This is a genomic window from Nocardioides sp. NPDC127514, assembly GCF_040302125.1.
Taxonomy (GTDB): domain Bacteria; phylum Actinomycetota; class Actinomycetes; order Propionibacteriales; family Nocardioidaceae; genus Nocardioides.
This window is the reverse complement of the sequence record NZ_JBEORF010000007.1, coordinates 26,340-44,186: the sequence shown is the minus strand read 5'-3', so window position 1 is coordinate 44,186 and position 17,847 is coordinate 26,340. Positions and strand designations below refer to the sequence as shown.

Below are 17,847 nucleotides of genomic sequence, written 5' to 3'. Positions count from 1 at the left end.
GGATCATCTGATTGTCAGACAATCCTACGATCAGGCTACGCCAGATGTCTCATCGTTGTCGCCAGGTCGGTAACGCGGCAGCAAATACCGGTGCGAGGGGTGTGCGCCCCGGGGTATATGTTGCGTCAGCCATCTCGGCCCGCCTCGCGTTCTCTGGCAGCGAAGCGACCCCTAGACCATCTCGGGCAAGAGACTCGGAGGAACCACAGATGCGCATCCGCGCACTGGTGGCGGCTGCTGCCGTCGCCCTGATCGTGCCGGCGGTGCCGGCCTTCGCGACGGAGGCCCCGTCGACCACCACGGACCCGTCGGAGACGACGACCGTCGAGACGACCCCGGACGACTCGCAGCCTGCTCCCGAGACGGGTGCCGAGACGGGTGCCGAGACAGGCACCGAGACGGGCCCCGAGACGGGGACCCAGACGGAGCCGGAGACCCAGCCCGAGACCCAGGTCGAGACCGAGCCCGGCGCCGAGGCCGAGCCTCCCGCGGCAGGCGTGGCGGAGGAGCCCGCCGCCGCCGTCGTGACCACCGTCGCGATCACCGTTCCCGCCACCACCCCTGCCGGGGGTGCGACGTTCCCGGTGACGTACGACGTGGAGAACGTGGAGGCGCTCGGCGCCAACCCGGTGGCCAACTGGACGATCACCGGCTCGAACGGCACCTCGCCGAGCGGCCCGCAGTCGGCGCCGATCACGCTCGACGCCGACGGTGTCGGGTCGGTCCAGGCGACGATGCCGACCGCGACCGACACCTACCGGATCACCGGGTTCGTCGAGGGTGAGAGCGGTGCGACCGACTCTGTCACCGTCGAGCTCGGGTCCGTCGACGCCACCAAGCCGGTCGTCACCCTGAGCCGCAGCCTGACGACGTTCTACCCCTACCCGGACGGCTACCGCGACACGGTCACGGCGAAGATGACCGTGAACGAGACCGTCGGCTACACCGCGAAGGTGGTCACCGCCACCGGCACGCTGGTCCGCACCCTTGGCTCGTCCACGAGCTTCACCGGCACCACCTCCTACACCTGGAACGGCTACAACAACGCTGGCACCCGGGTCTCGGGCACCTTCTACATCCGCATCGAGGCCAAGGACAAGGCTGGCAACGCCACCACCGCCCAGATCTCGGTCGCCGCGTCCGCCAAGAAGCTGACCTGGAAGACCTACAGCAGGACCGTCACCGCAGCCGACGCCCTCGACTACAAGTACGTCGGCACCTGCTCGACCCTCAAGGCGCCCGCTCGCAGCGACTGGTCCGAGTCCCGCGGCCTGCGTTCGAACGTACGCTGCAAGGCCCCCGGCGACAGCGCCAAGGCGACCGTCTACACCGAGAACGTCAAGTGCCTGCCGAGGTCGGTCGACGGCAACTACCGCAACCTGTCCCTCAAGCACTACGGCGGCCGTCCGAAGGGCTACACCAAGGACGTCTACCTGGTCACCACCGTCCTGCGTCCGTCCGACTGGTCGACGCGTCAGCGCCACCAGTTCGGCAACTCGATCAAGTGGAAGACGATGGCCTCCGTCGCCTCGCCCAACAGCCTGATCCAGAGCCGTCTCTCGACGCAGTACTGCCCCGCCGTGTGGTGGACCGCCGGGCTCAACTCGAGCTCGCGCTACGACGTCTGGAAGTACTCCGTCGGCATCCAGTACCGCGTGCTGGCGTGACCGTGTCGAGCAAGCTGATCCTGGCCGCCGCGGCGGTCCTGGTGGCCGGCGGCGCTGTCGGCGGCGCCGTCGCGCTCACCGGGGACGACGAGCCGAAGCGACCGGTGGTCGAGAAGAAGCAGTCCACCCCGCCCGGGCCGGAGAAGCACCCGGACCCGGAGGAGGTCACCGACCTGTACGCCCCCGAGGGTGAGGTCGGCGTCGACCACTAGCCGACAAGAAGAAGACGTACGCTGCCGGGCACGGTCCCGGCGGCGTACGTCTGTGTTTTCAGGAGAGCAGAAGCCCTGTCACAGCCTCGTCACAGAAACCGGACGGACACTGGAGCCAGGGTCGGCCGAGCCGACCCGCCCCAAGATCGCGTACGCCGCCCGGCTCCCCGACCGGCGGCGTACGTCTTGATTTGGCTCCGCCGTGCGGGGGCTCGTAACCTTGTGAGTCGTGACTCCTGCCGCGTCCTGATCCTGGTTCGATAAGAACTGCGCACGGTCAGGGACGCAGATCCGGATGACTGCCGCTGGGACCACCCAGAGGACAGGGCAAGCCGGGCCGTGTTCGTCAGAAGCCACGCAGCACCATCCCGGTGCGCATCCGTGCGCCGGGTCCAACGAACTAAGAAGGCACACGTGCGTACTTACGCTCCCAAGCCGGGCGACATCGAGCGCGCCTGGCTCGTGATCGACGCGACCGACGTCCGTCTCGGCCGCCTCGCGGTCCAGGCCGCTGAGCTCCTCCGCGGCAAGCACAAGGCGATCTTCGCGCCCAACGCGGACACCGGCGACTTCGTCATCGTCATCAACGCCGAGAAGGTCTCCCTCTCCGGCAACAAGGCCAAGACCAAGCTGGCTTACCGCCACTCCGGCTACCCGGGTGGTCTGACCGCGACCCCGATCGGCGAGATCCTCGAGAAGGACGCTCGCAAGGCGATCGAGACCGCTGTGTGGGGCATGCTGCCGAAGAACAAGCTCGGCCGCCAGATGCTCAAGAAGCTCAAGGTCTACTCCGGTCCGACGCACCCGCACGCCGCGCAGCAGGCCGTTCCGTTCGAGATCAAGCAGATCGCCCAGTGAGCCAGGACCAGGACATGACTGAGAACACCGTAGAGGTCGAGGAGACCTTCGAGACCGACGAGCAGGGCCTCGCGTACACCTCCGAGAGCGCCCCGTCCGCCGACACCCCCGAGCGCCCGGCGACCATCGCCCCGGCTGCCGCCACCGGCCGCCGCAAGGAGTCCGTCGCCCGCGTCCGGATCGTCCCGGGCACCGGCGAGTGGACCATCAACGGTCGCACCATCGAGGACTACTTCCCCAACAAGCTGCACCAGCAGATCGCGAACGAGCCGTTCGCCGCGCTGCAGCTCGAGGGTCGCTTCGACGTGATCGCCCGTATCGACGGCGGCGGCATCGCCGGTCAGGCCGGCGCGCTGCGTCTCGGCGTGGCCCGTGCGCTGAACGACGTCGACGTCGAGGCCAACCGCCCGACCCTGAAGAAGGCCGGTCTGCTGACCCGCGACGCCCGCGTCGTGGAGCGGAAGAAGGCCGGTCTCAAGAAGGCCCGCAAGGCCTCGCAGTTCAGCAAGCGCTGATCGCCCTCGCGATCGCCTAGCATTGTTGGGGTGCCTCGGCTCGCCGAGGCACCCCAACTCATTTTTCGGGCGGGGGCCGACGTACGAAAGAAGGTCACACGGACGTGGCACGCCTTTTCGGCACTGACGGAGTTCGCGGTCTCGCGAACGGCGAGATCCTCACCGCCTCGCTCGCCCAGAACCTGGCGACCTCGGCGGCACTGGTTCTGACCGAGGAGCTGCGGGTCTCGACAGGCTCGACCACCGATGGACCGCGCAAGCCGCTGGCGGTGGTCGGCAACGACTCGCGCGTCTCCGGACAGTTCCTGCAGGCCACGGTGGCCGGCGGTCTGGCCTCGGCCGGCTGCGACGTGATCGACGTCGGCGTGCTGCCGACGCCCGGGGTCGCCTATCTCACCGCGGCCCTCCAGGCCGACCTCGGTGTGGTCATCTCGGCCTCGCACAACCCGATGCCCGACAACGGCATCAAGTTCCTCCAGCGTGGCGGGCACAAGCTCGACGACGTGCTCGAGGACCGGATCGAGGCGCACCTCGACGAGCCGTGGGACCGCCCGACGGGCGCGTCGGTGGGCCGGATCTCCTCCCATGAGAACCCGGTGGAGACGTACGCAGCCCACCTGATCTCCACGCTCGAGCGCCGACTCGACGGGCTGACCGTCGTCGTCGACTGCGCCAACGGAGCGGCCGCGGCCGCAGGTCCGCTTGCTTTGGACCAGGCCGGGGCGAAGGTGATCGCGATCAACGACGTCAACGACGGCCTCTCGATCAACGACGGCGTCGGTTCGACCCACCCGGAGATGCTCCAGAAGGCGGTCGTCGAGCACGGCGCCGACGTCGGGTTCGCCTGGGACGGCGACGCCGACCGCTGCCTGGCCGTCGACGGTGAGGGCAACCTCGTCGACGGCGACCAGCTCATCGCGATCCTCGCCCTCGGGCTCCACGACGCCGGCCGGCTCCCGGACGACACCGTGGTCGTCACCGTGATGAGCAACCTCGGGTTCGTCAAGGCGATGGACGCTGCCGGCGTCCATGTGAAGCAGACCGCCGTGGGCGACCGCTACGTGCTCGAGGAGATGCGCCGGGGCGGCTACGCCATCGGTGGCGAGCAGTCCGGCCACATCATCATGAGCGAGCACGCCACCACCGGCGACGGCATCCTCACCGCGCTGCACGTCCTGCAGCGGATGACCCTCACCGGGCGCACCCTCGCCGACCTCGCCTCCGTCGTCACCCGACTCCCGCAGGTCCTGCTCAACGTCAAGGGCGTCGACAAGGCCCGCTGCAAGACCGACGACGGCCTCCTCGACGCCGTCGCCGCCGAGGAGAAGGCCCTCGCCGGCTCCGGGCGGATCCTGCTGCGCCCGTCGGGCACCGAGAACCTCGTACGCGTCATGGTCGAGGCCCCCACCCATCACGAGGCCGAGGCCTGTGCCGAGCGCCTCGCGGACGTGGTCCGGTCCCGCCTGGCCCTCTGACCCCTCCTGTCACACCCGTCGCCGAGTCGGCTCGTTCTAACGAGCCGACTCGGCGTCAGATCTTGCGCAGACGTACGTAGCGGACGGAGTGGTCGCGGTCCTTGCGGAGGACGAGGGTGGCGCGGGAGCGGGTGGGGAGGACGTTCTCGCGGAGGTTGGGGCCGTTGATCTCGTTCCAGATCTCGGTGGCGCGGGTGATGGCCTCGTCGTGGCTCAGGGCCGCATATTTCGTGAAGTAGGACGACGGGTCGCGGAAGGCGGTCTCACGCAGCCGGAGGAACCGCTCGACGTACCACTGCTTGATGTCGCGGGAGTCGGCGTCGACGAAGACGGAGAAGTCGAAGAAGTCCGAGAGGGCGAGGGAGATGGTGCCGTCGGCGCGGACCCGGGAGGGCTGCAGGACGTTGAGGCCCTCGAGGATGACGATGTCGGGCTTCTTGACCAGCACGGTCTGGTCGGTGACGTCGTAGGTCAGGTGTGAGTAGATCGGCGCACGTACCTCGTCCTCGCCCGACTTGAGGTCGACGAGGAAGCGGAGCAGGGCCTTGCGGTCGTACGACTCCGGGAAGCCCTTGCGCTCCATCAGGCCGCGCCGCTCGAGCTCGGCGTTGGGGTAGAGGAAACCGTCGGTGGTGACCAGAGCGACGTTGGGGTGCTCGGGCCAGTGGGCGAGCATCTGCTGGAGGACACGAGCCGTGGTCGACTTGCCGACGGCGACGGACCCGGCGACGCCGATGACGAACGGCGTACGTTCCGGCATCGTCTTGCCGAGGAACAGCTCCTGCTGGTCATGGAGCTTGTCCGAGGCGCTCACGTAGAGGCTCAGCAGGCGGCTCAGCGGTAGGAAGACCTCCTCGACCTCGTTGAGGTCGATCTGGTCGCCCAGGCCCCGCAGCGACTCGATCTCGGCCTCGGTCAGCGGACTCTCGGTCTCGGTCGCGAGCTCGGCCCACGCGCTACGGTCGAGCTCGACGTAGGGCGAGGAGCCGCGGTCATCGCCGTGTGGCCCGGGGTGTGACATGGCAACGATTGTTACGCACATGCGCCGCCGCTTCCTGCTGGGGTCCACGAGAGCCGTAGGATCATCGGCCATGTGCGGCATCGTTGGGTACGTCGGAGACCGGTCGGCGCAGGACGTCGTGATCGATGGGCTGCGGCGGTTGGAGTACCGCGGCTATGACTCGGCGGGGATCGCTCTGATCACCGCCGACGGGCTGGCGGTGGACAAGAGGGCCGGCAAGCTCGCCAACCTGGAGAAGGCGATCGCGGACACGCCGCTGCCGGCGTCGACGACCGGGATCGGCCACACCCGCTGGGCGACCCACGGCGGCCCGACCGACGGCAACGCCCACCCGCACGTCGGCCGCACCGGCCGCGTCGCGGTCGTGCACAACGGCATCATCGAGAACTTCGCCGAGCTGCGGGCCTCGCTGGAGACCGACGGGCACGAGTTCACCTCGCAGACCGACACCGAGGTCGCCGCCCACCTGCTCGAGCGCGAGGTCGTCGGCGGAGCCGACCTGACCATCGCGATGCAGAAGGTCTGCTCGATCCTCGAAGGTGCGTTCACCTTCGTCGCGATCGACGCCCAGGACCCGTCCCGGGTCGTCGCCGCCCGGCGCAACAGCCCGCTCGTGGTCGGTCTCGGCGAGGGCGAGTCGTTCCTCGGCTCCGACGTCGCCGCCTTCATCGAGCACACCCGCGAGGCGATGGAGCTCGACCAGGACCAGGTCGTCACCATCACCCGCGAGGGCGCGACCGTCACCAACTTCGACGGCACCCCCGCCGAGGGCCGCCGCTTCCACGTCGACTGGGACCTCGCCGCCGCCGAGAAGGACGGCCACGACTGGTTCATGCGCAAGGAGATCCTCGAGCAGCCTCGTGCGGTCGCCGACTCGCTGCTGGGGCGGCGTACGCCTTTGGGGTCTCTGCACCTCGACGAGATGCGGCTCGACGACGACGAGCTGCGCGAGGTCACCAAGATCATCATCATCGCCGCGGGGACCTCGTTCTATGCCGGGATGGTCGCGAAGTACGCCATCGAGCACTGGTGCCGGATCTCGGTCGAGGTCGAGCTGGCCTCCGAGTTCCGCTACCGCGACCCGATCCTCGACAACTCCACCCTGGTCGTGGCGATCTCCCAGTCCGGCGAGACCGCCGACACGCTGCAGGCGATCCGGCACGCGCGCTCGCAGCGCTCCAAGGTGCTGGCGATCTGCAACACCAACGGCTCCACGATCCCGCGCGAGTCCGACGCGGTCATCTACACCCACGCCGGCCCGGAGATCGGCGTCGCCTCGACCAAGGGGTACGTCACCCAGCTGGTCGCCTGCTACCTGCTCGCGCTCTACCTGGCCCAGGTCAAGGGCACCATGTACGGCGACGAGATCGACGGCGTGATGACCCAGCTCGAGGCGATGCCTGCGGCCGTGTCGAAGGTGTTGGAGACCGCACCGCAGGTCTACGACCTGGCCCGCGAGTACGCCGACCGTCGCGCCTTCCTGTTCCTGGGGCGCCACGCCGGCTACCCGGTGGCGCTGGAGGGCGCGCTCAAGCTCAAGGAGCTCGCCTACCTGCACGCCGAGGGGTTCGCCGCCGGCGAGCTCAAGCACGGTCCGATCGCGCTGGTCGAGGAGGGCCTGCCGATCTGGTGCATCGTGCCCCCGCGCGGCCGCGACTTCCTGCACGACAAGATGCGCTCCGGGATCATGGAGGTGCGTGCCCGCGGCGCCCGCACCATCGCCCTGGTCGAGGAGGGCGACGACTCGGTCGACTCGGTCTCCGACACGATCATCCGGCTGCCCAAGGTGCCGGTGCTCCTGCAGCCGCTCGTCGCGGTCGTACCGCTGCAGCTCTTCGCCTGCCAGCTCGCCACCGAGCTCGGCTACGACGTCGACCAGCCGCGCAACCTCGCCAAGTCCGTCACGGTCGAGTGATGGCGGTCCTCTGATGGCAGTCCTCGGAGTCGGGATCGACGTCTGCGACCTGGAGCGCTTCGAGGAGTCGCTGGAGCGTACGCCGCGGCTGCGCGAGCGCCTGTTCACGCCCGCAGAGGCGGCGAAGCCGATGGCCTCGCTGGCCGCCCGGTTCGCCGCCAAGGAGGCGCTCGCCAAGGCGCTCGGTGCGCCGCAGGGGATGGAGTGGCACGACGCCGAGGTGATCTCGGAGTCCTCCGGCCAGCCCCGGTTCGAGCTCCGCGGCACCGTGCTGGCGCAGGCCACCAAGCTCGGTGTCGCCACCGTCCACCTCTCGCTCTCCCACGACGCCGGCATCGCCTCGGCGATGGTCGTCCTGGAGGACTGACGGGGCTTGTTCGAGCCCTTCGGCCCAGGCCCGCCAGGGCATGGGCGCGTAGGCTGGGGCCATGCGGCGTGCGCACTCGGTTGAGCAGGTCAGAGCGGCAGAGAGAGCCCTGATGGCGAGCCTGCCAGAAGGTGCCCTGATGCAGCGCGCGGCGGCCGGGCTGGCCTACGCGGTCATCGGTCACCTTCGCGGGCGGGGTCTCGGCGGTGCCTACGGGAAACGCATCGTCCTGCTCGTCGGGAGCGGGGACAACGGCGGAGACGCGTTGTACGCCGGGGCGCTGCTCGCGCGTCGAGGGGCGCGGGTCGAGGCGTGGTTGCTGTCGGACCGGGCGCATGCGGGTGGGGTCGCTGCTCTGAAGGCGGCCGGAGGGACAGTGTCCTCGGGCGTCTTCTCGACGAGCTCGACCACCTTCGATGTCGTCGTCGACGGGATCGTCGGGATCGGGGGAAAGCCCGGGCTGAGGCCGGACGCGGAGGCGGCACTGGCCCTGCTCCCCGGGATCCCGGTCGTCTCCGTCGACACGCCGAGCGGGGTCTGCGTCGACACCGGTGAGGTCGACGGCGCCCATGTGACCGCTGACCTGACGGTCACCTTCGGAACCCACAAGCCGTGTCACCTGCTCGACCCGGCCGCTTCGGCGTGCGGGACGGTGCAGCTGGTGGACATCGGCCTCCGGCTGCCGAGGCCGGCCATCGAGAGCCTCGAGGCCGCCGATGTGGCGGACCTGGTGCCGCGTCCCGCGCCGGACGGGCACAAGTACTCCCGCGGCGTGGTGGGGCTGAGGGTCGGCAGCGCCACCTACCCCGGGGCCGCGCTGCTGGCCGTCTCCGGCGCCAACACCGGACTGGCCGGGATGGTCCGCTACGTCGGCACCGCCTCGGAGTGGGTCAAGCGACACAACCCGGAGGTCGTCGGCGACGGCCAGGCACAGGCCTGGGTGGTCGGCTCCGGCAGCGCCGACGGCGCCAACAGCGCGCTTGCGTTCGCCCGGGCGAGCGGCGTACCTCTGGTCATCGACGCCGACAGCCTGCGTGCGCTGAACGGGCCGCTCGGGGTGCCCGCGATCCTGACTCCGCACGCCGGCGAGCTCGCGGCGCTGATCCGAGAGGACCGCGGCGAGATCGAGGCTCGTCCGCTGCACTACGCACGGCTCGCGGCCAAGCGGTTCGATGCGGTGGTGCTGCTGAAGGGGCGGCGTACCACGATCGCCTCACCGGACCCCGGCACACCGGTACGGGTCAACACCACGGGCACCTCCTGGCTGGCCACCGCCGGTTCGGGGGACGTGCTCGGCGGACTGATCGGCTCGCTGCTGGCCGCCGGTCTCGCCCCCATCGACGCCGCCTCGGCGGGCGCCTGGCTGCATGGCGCGGCGGCGAGCCTTGCGAGCGCGGGTGGGCCGGTCACCGCGAGCGGGGTGGCTGCGGCCATACCCGCCGTTATCCGGTCCCTTCCTGCTGTCTCCCCCCTACGCAATTGAGCACTGCGCAGGAACTATCCTTGACACCATGTCACCGAGCCCAGCGCCTCGGGCTCCGCTTCGGCGAGCCGAGATCGTCATCGACCTCGCCGCGATCCGACACAACGTCTCGCGGCTGCGGGAGCACCTGCGTACGCCGATCATGACGGTGGTCAAGGCCGACGGCTACGGGCACGGCCTGGTCGAGGCCGGGCGGGCCGCTCGGGAGGGCGGCGCGGACTGGCTCGGCGTGGCCTCGGCCGACGAGGCGCTCGCGCTGCGCGCGGCGGGCGACGAGGGCCGGCTGCTGGCCTGGCTGATCATGCCCAGCGAGCCCGCCGAGGAGCTCGTGGCAGCGGACATCGACGTCACCGCCTACACGATCGCCGACCTGGAGAAGTTCGCCGCGGCCGGCGACACCCTGGGCATGACGCCCCGGGTGCAGCTCAAGGTCGACACCGGACTCAGCCGGGGCGGCGCGCCCTTCGGCGACTGGCCGAAGCTGGTCGGGCTGGCGCGCATCCTGGAGGCCGAGGGAGCGATCCGGGTCACCGGGATCTGGTCGCACTTCAGCGCCAGCGAGAACACCGCCGACCCGGCCAGCGCCCTCCAGGAGAAGGTCTTCGCCGAGGCGCTCGCGGTCGCCGAGGAGGCCGGCCTCCGGCCCGAGGTGCGTCACCTGGCCAACTCCGCGGGAGCGCTGCTGCGCCCCAGCGCGCGGCTCGACCTGGTGCGGGTCGGGATCGCGACGTACGGCATCGACCCGGCGCCCGGCGTCGAGGGATCGCCGTGGGCCGAGCTCGGACTCGTCCCGGCGATGACCGTGCGGGCCGAGCTGGCGCTGGTGAAGCCGATCGAGGCAGGTGCGGGTGTCTCCTACAACCACACCTGGGTGGCAGAGGAGCCGACGACGGTGGGGCTGATCCCGGTCGGCTACGCCGAGGGCATCCAGCGTCGTGCCGGGAATCGCGCCGAGGTGTGGATCGACGGAGCTCGATACCCCGTGCGTGGCACCATCTGCATGGACCAGATCGTCGTCGATCTCGGGGACGCTTCGGTCGAACGCGGTGCCGAGGTGCTCCTGTGGGGCACCGGTGCCGATGGCGAGCCGACCGCCCAGGACTGGGCCGAGGCGAGCGAGACCATCGCCTACGAGGTCGTCACCAGAATCGGAGGACGGATGAAGCGCCGTTATGTTGACACGGACGTCGACACCGAGCAGGGAGACGACACATGAGCAGCATCGCAGCACGGATCGGCCAGATCGCGGCGGGCACTCTGGGAGCGGCGGCGGTCGCTGCCGCGGCCCGCGGCGCAGTGGTGGTCAGGAAACACCGTCGTGCGATCGAGGAACGCCCCGAGGACCGGACCCCGCTCGGTACGCTGAGGTCCTGCCCGGTCACGGTGGTGACCTCCGATGGCGTACCTCTGCATGTCGAGGTCGATGAGGTCGACCCGGCTCACTCGCACCCCGGCGGGGCCAGCGGGGTGACGCTCGTCTTCGTGCACGGCTACTGCCTCAACCTCGACTGCTGGCACTTCCAGCGCGCCGCCTACCGCGGCCTGGTGCGGTCGGTCTTCTACGACCAGCGCAGCCACGGCCGCAGCGGCCGCTCCTCGCTCGGCAACGCCACCATCGACCAGCTGGGCGACGACCTGCTCCGGGTGCTGGACGCGGTCGTGCCGGAGGGGCCGGTGATCCTGGTCGGTCACTCGATGGGCGGGATGACGATCGCCGCGCTCGCCGAGGATCACCCCGAGCTGTTCGCACCGTACGCCGAGGGTGGCCGCATCATCGGTACTGCCCTGATCTCGACGACCGCGGGTGGTCTCGACCCGAGCCGGCTGCTGATCCCGGTGCTCCCGGCCAAGCTGTCCGGCGGGATCGCCAACAGCACCATGCGCACGCTGGCCCGAGGGCACGGCATCGTCGACCGGTTCCGTGCCATGGGGTCCTCGGTGGCGACCGTCTTCACCGACGTGTTCGCCTTCGGGGACGAGGTGCCGGAGGCGTACGTCGACTTCGTCGACGGACTGCTCTCGCAGACGCCGTTCGAGGTAGTCGCCGAGTTCTTCCCGAGCTTCCGCGCGCTGGACAAGTTCTCGTCGATCACCATGCTCGGCCGGGTGCCGACCACGATCATCTGCGGCACCGCCGACCGTCTCACCTCGATCGGCCACAGCCGCAAGCTGCACTCCTACATCCCGGGCTCCCGGCTGGTCGAGTGCGAGAAGGCCGGCCACATGGTCATCCTCGAGCGGCACGGTCAGGTCAACGCCGAGCTCGACCAGCTGCTCGCCTCGGCCACCCGGGATGCGGCCTCGGCATGACGCTCGTCTTCGAGCGGGTCGGGCCGGAGGCCGCGACCGAGGTGCTCGGTATCGTCCGGGCGGCATTCTCCGCCCGCCCGCCGCTGGACCCGCCCGCGGATGCGCTCGGCGAGACCGAGGCGTCGATGAAGGACCGCTTGGCTGGCTTCGGCGGGGTGGTGGCGCGGTTGGACGGGGTTGGCGTCGGGGCCGTCGTCATGGATCCCGCGGACTCGACCCTGTGGCTGCGTCGTTTCGCTGTTCTACCTGATCAGCAGGGTCATGGGGTCGCGCACAAGATGGTGACGTACTCCGCCGGGGTCGCGGTCTCGGAGGGGTTCGAGGATCTCGCGGTGATCGCGCGAGAGGAGCTTCCGGAGACGTTGCGGTTCTGGGTGCGGCAGGGATTTCGGGAGATCTCCCGAGAGTCGCCCGCGGTACGGCTCCATCGCCCGTTGAACGAGTATGTCGTCGAGGCGCTCGATCCCGACGCCATGTTCGAGCTCGGTCGACGGGTGGCAGGCCTGGTCGCCGCCGGTGACGTACTCGTCCTCTCCGGTGGCCTCGGCGCCGGTAAGACCACCTTCACCAAGGGTTTGGGGGCCGGGCTCGAGGTCCGCGGCGAGATCACCTCGCCGACCTTCGTCATTGCCCGGGTGCATCCTTCGACCGTCGGCGGCCCGGAGCTCGTCCACGTCGACGCCTATCGGCTCGGCGGTATCGAGGAGCTCGACGACCTCGACCTGGACACGGATCTCGACGACGCGGTGACGGTCGTGGAGTGGGGCGAGGGCCTGGCCGAGGGGCTCTCCGAGTCGCGGCTGGAGATCCGGATCGTACGTGCCGAGGCCGACGAGGCTCCGTTGGATCTGGTCGAGGCGCCCGACGGTGCGGATCCTCGGCGCGTGGAGATCCTCCCGGTCGGGGCCCGCTGGCGCGGCGTGGACCTCAGTGCGCTCTAGGGTGTGAGTTGTGCTTCTCGCCTTTGACACCGCCACGCCCCAGGTGACTGTGGCGCTCCACGATGGCGACGACGTCGTCGCCGAGGTCGCCTCCGACCGCACCATGAAGCATGGGGAGCAGCTCGCGCCGCTGATCTCCGACATCCTCGCGACGGCCGGGATCGTACGCCAGGATCTGACCGCCATCGCCGTCGGCGCTGGCCCCGGGCCGTTCACCGGCCTGCGGGTCGGGCTGGTCACCGCCCGCACGCTCGGGTTCGCGCTGGAGATCCCGGTCTATGCGGCCTGCACGCTGGATGTGCTGGCGGTGGAGGCCGTTGCCTCCGGCATCGGCGGCCCGTTCTTCGTCGCCACGGACGCGCGGCGCAAGGAGGTCTACCTGGCCTCCTACGACCCCGACGGCGTACGCCTCGAGGGTCCTGTCGTCGCCCGCCCCGCCGAGGTCGCCACGTCGGCGCCGGTCGTCGGCGAGGGGGCGTTGCTCTATCCCGAGGCGTTCCCGACACCGCTCGGCCCCGTGCGGCCCTCCGCCGGCTGGTTGGCCCGGGCGGTGGCCGAGGAGCAGGTCGAGCTGATGGATCCTGAGCCGCTCTACCTGCGTCGGCCGGATGCGGTGGAGCAGGCTGCCCAGAAGAAGGCCCAGAAGAAGGTTTCCCAGTGACTGTGCGTCCGGCCGGCCCGGACGACGTCGACGCGATCGCCGCCCTCGAGCTCGAGGCGTTCCCGGACGATGCCTGGACACCCGAGTACCTGCAGGTGGCGATCGACGGGAAGATGCCGACGGTCCGGATCCTCGTCGCCGTCGATGATGCGGGAACGGTCATCGGCCACGCGCTGGTGAGCGTCGTCTACGAGATCGCCGAGCTCCAGCGGATCGCGACCGCCGAGGAGCAGCGCCGTCGCGGGATCGGTGGATCGCTCCTCGCCGCGTCGATCGACCTCGCACGGAGCGAGGGAGCCGAGCGACTTCTCCTTGAGGTACGCGAGGGCAACGTCGGGGCCATCGAGTTCTACCACCAAGCCGGATTCGTCGAGATCGACCGCCGGGAGCGCTACTACCGCGATGGGGCGACGGGGATCGTGCTGGCTTTCGATCTTGTTGCTCCGTCGTGAGCGGCCGAGGCTGACTAGCCCGAAACTTACGAGCCCGAAAATTGTCGGTGCTCTGTGTTGCGATGGGTGTCATGCACCTCAGACGCAACGCCTTCGATTCGCAGACCGCGGGCCTCGCTCTGGCCCGGACGATCGGGCGCAGCGGGCTCCGTCCGCCCACGCTTCAGACGATCGCCGAGGAGGCGAAGACGGGTGTGTCGACGCTGCACCGGTGGTTCGGCGGGACGCAGGGGATGCTGCCGCACGCAACCGCTGCGTTCGCGGACATGTTTTGGACTCGGATCGCGGATCGGGTGAATGGGACCGGCTGGGCCGGCTTTCTGCCCGCGAGCGAGGACGACCTGTTCTTCCTGAGAGCTTGGCTCGGCTTCGAGGAGCTCGCCCGTTCCGACGACGGCGTCGGACAAGCAGTGGGCGAGCTGTGGCACGACGCGAGGTTCTGGTTCCGATCAGTACTCGGCCGCGAGCTCACCGACTTCGAGGCGGCAGGAGTGGAGGTGATCCTTCGGGGACTCTGGGACGGTCTCTGCACAGCGGATCCGATCGACTCAGATCTCGCGCATCGCCTGTGGGAGGCGGTCCATGCGTCTCTGGCGGAGTTCCCGATCAGCGCTGCGGCGGCGTGATCGGCTGTCGCCGGAAGGAAAATTCCTTCCGGCGGATCAACTGAGGTGGGGCCTAGCGGTGCCAGCGGAAGGAAAATTCCTTCCGCGGAGAGAAGGTGAGTCCAGCGTGGCCCGGGATCACGCCGCAAACCTGACGGCTGCCGAGCGCAAGGAAAATTCCTTCCGCTGCCGGAGGACTCTCTCGCTGGCCGCGTCGGTTACAAGGCACGCGGGCCGCTTTCCGGTTGCTCAGCGCTCACAAGGCAGAATGCCCCTATGACTGCTGGCCCCCTCGCCGACGAGCCCTTGGTCCTTGGCATCGAGACGTCGTGCGATGAGACGGGGATCGGGGTGGTGCGCGGGCACACGCTGCTGGCCGACGCGGTGGCGAGCAGCGTCGAGGAGCATGCCCGGTTCGGCGGGGTCGTGCCAGAGGTTGCCAGCCGGGCGCACCTGGAGGCGATGGTGCCGACGATCGAGCGTGCCTGCGAGGAGTCGGGCATCAAGCTCCACGACGTAGACGCGATCGCCGTCACCTCGGGACCGGGCCTCGCGGGTGCCCTGCTGGTCGGGGTGGCGGCGGCCAAGGCGCTCGCCCTCGGGCTCGACAAGCCGATCTACGGGGTCAACCACCTCGCTTCACATGTCGCGGTCGACCAGCTGCAGCACGGGCCGCTTCCCGAGCCGTGCGTTGCCATGCTCGTCTCCGGCGGCCACTCCAGCCTGCTCAAGGTCACCGACATCACCGAGGGTGTCGACCCGATGGGCGCGACCATCGACGACGCCGCGGGCGAGGCCTTCGACAAGGTCGCCCGCCTGCTCGGCCTCGGCTTCCCCGGCGGCCCGGTGATCGACCGGACCGCCACGTCGGGCAGCTCGATCGCGATCGACTTCCCCCGCGGGCTCACCGGCCGCCGCGACCTGGAGCGTCACCGCTTCGACTTCTCCTTCTCCGGCCTCAAGACCGCGGTCGCCCGCTGGATCGAGGCCAAGGAGCGCAGCGGCGAACCCGTCCCGGTTGCCGATGTGGCCGCCAGCTTCCAGGAGGCCGTGGTCGACGTCCTAGTCCGAAAGGCCCTCGACGCAGCCTCCTCCGAAGGCATCGAGGACATCATCATCGGCGGCGGCGTCGCGGCAAACAGCCGTCTTCGAGTGCTCGCCGAGGAGCGTGCCACCAAGCTCGGCATCCGCGTCCGAGTTCCACGCCCGGGGCTGTGCACCGACAACGGGGCGATGGTGGCGGCTCTGGGGGCGGAGATGGTGGCCAGGGGACGTACGCCTTCGGCGCTTGACCTCCCGGCGGACTCCTCCCAGCCGATCACGACCGTCCTGGCGTAACGGTGGTCGAGCTTGTCGAGACCACCTCAGAACGGGCGCACCAACAGGCACGTTCCCTCGCCGGCGACCCGGGTGAGCACGATCGTGGCCTCCTCGGAGCCGGACAGTGCGAGCCGCTTGCGGAGCTGCTCGGGGACGACCTGTACGCCACGCTTCTTGATGGTCAGCTTCCCGATCCCGCGCTCGCGAAGCGCCGCCTTGAGCTGCTTGTCCCGGTAGGGGAGCTCCTCGAGCACCTGATACCCGCGGGCGAACGGTGTCTCGAAGGAGGCGGACGAGGCGACGTATGCGATGTGCTCGTCGATCAGGTGGCCCTGCACCCCGGCGGCGACGGCGGTGACCAGACCCGCGCGGATCACGGCCCCGTCGGGCTCGTAGAGGAACTCGGCGACCGCGCCGACCTCGGCACCGGGATCGTCCTCGGAGGTGAGCGTCGCCAGGCCGCGCTCGCCGATCACGGTGGCCCGGCGGTGGGTGCTGGCCAGCGAGCCTGACCACAGCGCGGCCTCCTTGACCTCGCCGCGGTCGCTGACCCATTCGGCCTCCACCTTGTCGGGTACGAGGTCGTGCGGGATGCCGGGAGCGACCTTCACGCACGCGTCGCGCGCGAAGAGCGTCTCGACCCACGACCACGGCGGCGTCCACCCCTCCGCGGAGAAGACCCGGCCCTTGGCGCCGCGGCGCGCCGGATCGGCGTACGCGACGTCGAAGGGGGAGTGGTCGACACCTGTCGCGTCGGCGACGGTGACAGCGCCTGGCAGCCCGAGGGCGTCGAGGTTCGCCTGAGCGACGGCGACCCTCTCGGGATTGTTGTCGACCCCGGCGGCGGTGAGCCCAGCGCGGGAGGACGCGATCAGGTCACCGCCGATCCCGCAGCCCAGATCGATGACGCTCGTCGCATCGAAGGCACGCAGCCGCGCCGCCCGGTGGTGGGCCACGGCGAGGCGGGTGGCCTGCTCGAGGCCGTCTGGGGTGAAGTACATCCGCGGTGCCAGGTCGCCGAACTTGGCGGCCGCCTTCCGGCGCAGGTCGACCTGGGTCATCGCCACGGCCACGCGCTCGGCCGCCTCGTCCTTGCGCAGGGCGGTCTGCACCGCCAGCGCCGAGTCCTTGCCGTCTCTCTTGCCGTCGGTCGGCGCCGACGCCGTCATCTCGGTGGCCCGCGCCAGCAGCCGCTGCCCGTCATCGGTCAGCAACCAGGAGAAGGCGTCGAGGTCCATGCAGCGATCCTCTCAGGCCGGTTTCCGGTCCGGGCAAACTCCATTACCCCACTGGGTGTTTGTGATCTAGGATCCGCCGAGTGCGTAGATCCCCCCGCATGACCTCTCTGACCTCTCTGATCTCCTCGGTGGCCGCGGCCGTCATCACGCTGCTGTCACTGTTGCTCGCCGCGCCGGCTTCGGCAGACACCGCGACTCCGATGGGCCACTGCTCATCCGGGGACCGCACCTACTCCTCGGTGGGCACCGCCTCGGTCACCGCGACGGCGCCCGAGGGCTACCGGATCGCGTCCTTCTGCGTGGTCGGTCGCGGCAACGCAGGTGCGGAGACGCACACCCTGTCCACGCCGCAGAGGAGCACGGTCGTCGCGCACAGCTCCGGCAAGCAGCTGGAGAGCTACTCGGTGACGTACGTGCAGATCCCGGCCGCGAGTGCGCCCGAAGCGGCCGAGGAGACGACGGCGGAGAAGGACGAGGCGAAGGCCGAACGTACGCCGACGGCGGAGGAGTCGGAGCCGGAACCGCGCCGCTCGGCCCCAGCCGAGAAGTCGGCCGCCCCGGGGGAGTCCACCCTGCTGCCGTCCCAGCTGAGCGACGGGGAGGAGCTCGAGATCACCACTTTCGAGGAAAAGGACGACAGCGAGGATCGCTGGTCGTTCCTGGTGGTCGGCGGGATCATCGTCGTCGGGCTTCTCGCCGGTGCGATCGCGCTGATGGTGCGGATCCCCGGGCAGCGATAGACCAGCCTTGCTGGCACTCATTGCAGCCGAGTGCTAACGTCTGCACTGGCACTCTCCCCCTGAGTGT

General features: G+C 69.8%; 18 protein-coding genes. 16 read left to right on the top strand and 2 right to left on the bottom strand.

The window, feature by feature from the left end; translation table 11 throughout:
- Positions 1-209: 209 nt before the first annotated feature.
- The 5 genes from ABTX24_RS07170 to glmM all read left to right on the top strand — a co-directional run bounded on the left by ABTX24_RS07170 (position 210) and on the right by glmM (position 4,727).
- The gene (locus tag ABTX24_RS07170) at positions 210-1,667 is read left to right on the top strand and encodes a hypothetical protein (RefSeq protein ID WP_350838443.1); all 1,458 of its coding nucleotides are present in this window, start codon (positions 210-212) and stop codon (positions 1,665-1,667) included.
- A complete protein-coding gene (locus ABTX24_RS07165; RefSeq protein ID WP_350716633.1) occupies positions 1,664-1,879 on the top strand; it encodes a hypothetical protein in 216 nt (71 codons plus the stop codon). The genes ABTX24_RS07170 and ABTX24_RS07165 overlap by 4 nt, the downstream gene beginning before the upstream one ends.
- Positions 1,880-2,293: 414 nt before the next feature.
- Positions 2,294-2,737 carry a 50S ribosomal protein L13 gene (rplM, locus tag ABTX24_RS07160; protein ID WP_141791781.1) on the top strand — a complete coding sequence of 148 codons (444 nt, stop codon included), beginning with the start codon at positions 2,294-2,296 and terminating at the stop codon, positions 2,735-2,737.
- Positions 2,738-2,751: 14 nt separating this feature from the next.
- Positions 2,752-3,252 (top strand): 30S ribosomal protein S9, encoded by a 501-nt coding sequence (gene rpsI / locus ABTX24_RS07155; protein ID WP_160025356.1) that lies wholly within the window; start codon positions 2,752-2,754, stop codon positions 3,250-3,252.
- A gap of 104 nt (positions 3,253-3,356) precedes the next feature.
- A complete protein-coding gene (glmM, locus tag ABTX24_RS07150; protein ID WP_160025355.1) occupies positions 3,357-4,727 on the top strand; it encodes a phosphoglucosamine mutase in 1,371 nt (456 codons plus the stop codon).
- Positions 4,728-4,782: 55 nt separating this feature from the next.
- Here glmM and coaA read toward each other — a convergent pair whose 3' ends face one another.
- Positions 4,783-5,748, bottom strand: coding sequence for a type I pantothenate kinase (coaA, locus tag ABTX24_RS07145; RefSeq protein ID WP_160025354.1), 966 nt, complete (start codon positions 5,746-5,748; stop codon positions 4,783-4,785).
- 70 nt (positions 5,749-5,818) lie between these two features.
- Here coaA and glmS point away from each other — a divergent pair, with 70 nt between their 5' ends.
- The 10 genes from glmS (at position 5,819) to tsaD (ending at position 15,820) form a co-directional block, all read left to right on the top strand.
- Positions 5,819-7,663 carry a glutamine--fructose-6-phosphate transaminase (isomerizing) gene (gene glmS, locus ABTX24_RS07140; protein WP_350838441.1) on the top strand — a complete coding sequence of 615 codons (1,845 nt, stop codon included), beginning with the start codon at positions 5,819-5,821 and terminating at the stop codon, positions 7,661-7,663.
- Positions 7,664-7,676: 13 nt separating this feature from the next.
- Positions 7,677-8,030 carry a holo-ACP synthase gene (locus ABTX24_RS07135; RefSeq protein WP_160025352.1) on the top strand — a complete coding sequence of 118 codons (354 nt, stop codon included), beginning with the start codon at positions 7,677-7,679 and terminating at the stop codon, positions 8,028-8,030.
- A gap of 112 nt (positions 8,031-8,142) precedes the next feature.
- Positions 8,143-9,513 carry a bifunctional ADP-dependent NAD(P)H-hydrate dehydratase/NAD(P)H-hydrate epimerase gene (locus ABTX24_RS07130; protein ID WP_350838439.1) on the top strand — a complete coding sequence of 457 codons (1,371 nt, stop codon included), beginning with the start codon at positions 8,143-8,145 and terminating at the stop codon, positions 9,511-9,513.
- A 28-nt stretch (positions 9,514-9,541) separates the two neighbouring features.
- Positions 9,542-10,729 carry an alanine racemase gene (gene alr, locus ABTX24_RS07125; RefSeq protein WP_350716641.1) on the top strand — a complete coding sequence of 396 codons (1,188 nt, stop codon included), beginning with the start codon at positions 9,542-9,544 and terminating at the stop codon, positions 10,727-10,729.
- A complete protein-coding gene (locus ABTX24_RS07120; protein WP_160025349.1) occupies positions 10,726-11,823 on the top strand; it encodes an alpha/beta fold hydrolase in 1,098 nt (365 codons plus the stop codon). The genes alr and ABTX24_RS07120 overlap by 4 nt, the downstream gene beginning before the upstream one ends.
- Positions 11,820-12,764 carry a tRNA (adenosine(37)-N6)-threonylcarbamoyltransferase complex ATPase subunit type 1 TsaE gene (tsaE, locus tag ABTX24_RS07115; protein WP_350838436.1) on the top strand — a complete coding sequence of 315 codons (945 nt, stop codon included), beginning with the start codon at positions 11,820-11,822 and terminating at the stop codon, positions 12,762-12,764. The genes ABTX24_RS07120 and tsaE overlap by 4 nt, the downstream gene beginning before the upstream one ends.
- Before the next feature lie 10 nt (positions 12,765-12,774).
- Positions 12,775-13,425 (top strand): tRNA (adenosine(37)-N6)-threonylcarbamoyltransferase complex dimerization subunit type 1 TsaB, encoded by a 651-nt coding sequence (gene tsaB / locus ABTX24_RS07110; RefSeq protein WP_350838435.1) that lies wholly within the window; start codon positions 12,775-12,777, stop codon positions 13,423-13,425.
- A complete protein-coding gene (rimI, locus tag ABTX24_RS07105; protein WP_350838433.1) occupies positions 13,422-13,877 on the top strand; it encodes a ribosomal protein S18-alanine N-acetyltransferase in 456 nt (151 codons plus the stop codon). Before tsaB ends, rimI begins: the two co-directional genes overlap by 4 nt.
- Before the next feature lie 71 nt (positions 13,878-13,948).
- Positions 13,949-14,503 carry a hypothetical protein gene (locus ABTX24_RS07100; protein ID WP_350838431.1) on the top strand — a complete coding sequence of 185 codons (555 nt, stop codon included), beginning with the start codon at positions 13,949-13,951 and terminating at the stop codon, positions 14,501-14,503.
- 255 nt (positions 14,504-14,758) lie between these two features.
- The gene (tsaD, locus tag ABTX24_RS07095; RefSeq protein WP_160025344.1) at positions 14,759-15,820 is read left to right on the top strand and encodes a tRNA (adenosine(37)-N6)-threonylcarbamoyltransferase complex transferase subunit TsaD; all 1,062 of its coding nucleotides are present in this window, start codon (positions 14,759-14,761) and stop codon (positions 15,818-15,820) included.
- Positions 15,821-15,846: 26 nt separating this feature from the next.
- On the opposite strand, the gene ABTX24_RS07090 is transcribed toward tsaD, so the two are convergent.
- Positions 15,847-17,040: a THUMP-like domain-containing protein gene (locus ABTX24_RS07090; protein WP_350838429.1), complete on the bottom strand. Its 1,194-nt coding sequence runs from the start codon at positions 17,038-17,040 to the stop codon at positions 15,847-15,849.
- Between the two features lie 98 nt (positions 17,041-17,138).
- Here ABTX24_RS07090 and ABTX24_RS07085 point away from each other — a divergent pair, with 98 nt between their 5' ends.
- Positions 17,139-17,780: a hypothetical protein gene (locus tag ABTX24_RS07085; protein ID WP_350838427.1), complete on the top strand. Its 642-nt coding sequence runs from the start codon at positions 17,139-17,141 to the stop codon at positions 17,778-17,780.
- Positions 17,781-17,847: the final 67 nt, after the last annotated feature.

Coding starts and splice junctions, on each gene's coding strand:
- coaA (WP_160025354.1), bottom strand. CDS start 5,748: ATGTCACACCCCGGGCCACACGGCGATGACCGCGGCTCCTCGCCCTAC.
- glmS (WP_350838441.1), top strand. CDS start 5,819: ATGTGCGGCATCGTTGGGTACGTCGGAGACCGGTCGGCGCAGGACGTC.
- rpsI (WP_160025356.1), top strand. CDS start 2,752: ATGACTGAGAACACCGTAGAGGTCGAGGAGACCTTCGAGACCGACGAG.
- ABTX24_RS07135 (WP_160025352.1), top strand. CDS start 7,677: ATGGCAGTCCTCGGAGTCGGGATCGACGTCTGCGACCTGGAGCGCTTC.
- alr (WP_350716641.1), top strand. CDS start 9,542: ATGTCACCGAGCCCAGCGCCTCGGGCTCCGCTTCGGCGAGCCGAGATC.
- ABTX24_RS07120 (WP_160025349.1), top strand. CDS start 10,726: ATGAGCAGCATCGCAGCACGGATCGGCCAGATCGCGGCGGGCACTCTG.
- ABTX24_RS07170 (WP_350838443.1), top strand. CDS start 210: ATGCGCATCCGCGCACTGGTGGCGGCTGCTGCCGTCGCCCTGATCGTG.
- ABTX24_RS07100 (WP_350838431.1), top strand. CDS start 13,949: ATGCACCTCAGACGCAACGCCTTCGATTCGCAGACCGCGGGCCTCGCT.
- tsaE (WP_350838436.1), top strand. CDS start 11,820: ATGACGCTCGTCTTCGAGCGGGTCGGGCCGGAGGCCGCGACCGAGGTG.
- ABTX24_RS07090 (WP_350838429.1), bottom strand. CDS start 17,040: ATGGACCTCGACGCCTTCTCCTGGTTGCTGACCGATGACGGGCAGCGG.
- ABTX24_RS07130 (WP_350838439.1), top strand. CDS start 8,143: ATGGCGAGCCTGCCAGAAGGTGCCCTGATGCAGCGCGCGGCGGCCGGG.
- ABTX24_RS07085 (WP_350838427.1), top strand. CDS start 17,139: ATGACCTCTCTGACCTCTCTGATCTCCTCGGTGGCCGCGGCCGTCATC.
- tsaD (WP_160025344.1), top strand. CDS start 14,759: ATGACTGCTGGCCCCCTCGCCGACGAGCCCTTGGTCCTTGGCATCGAG.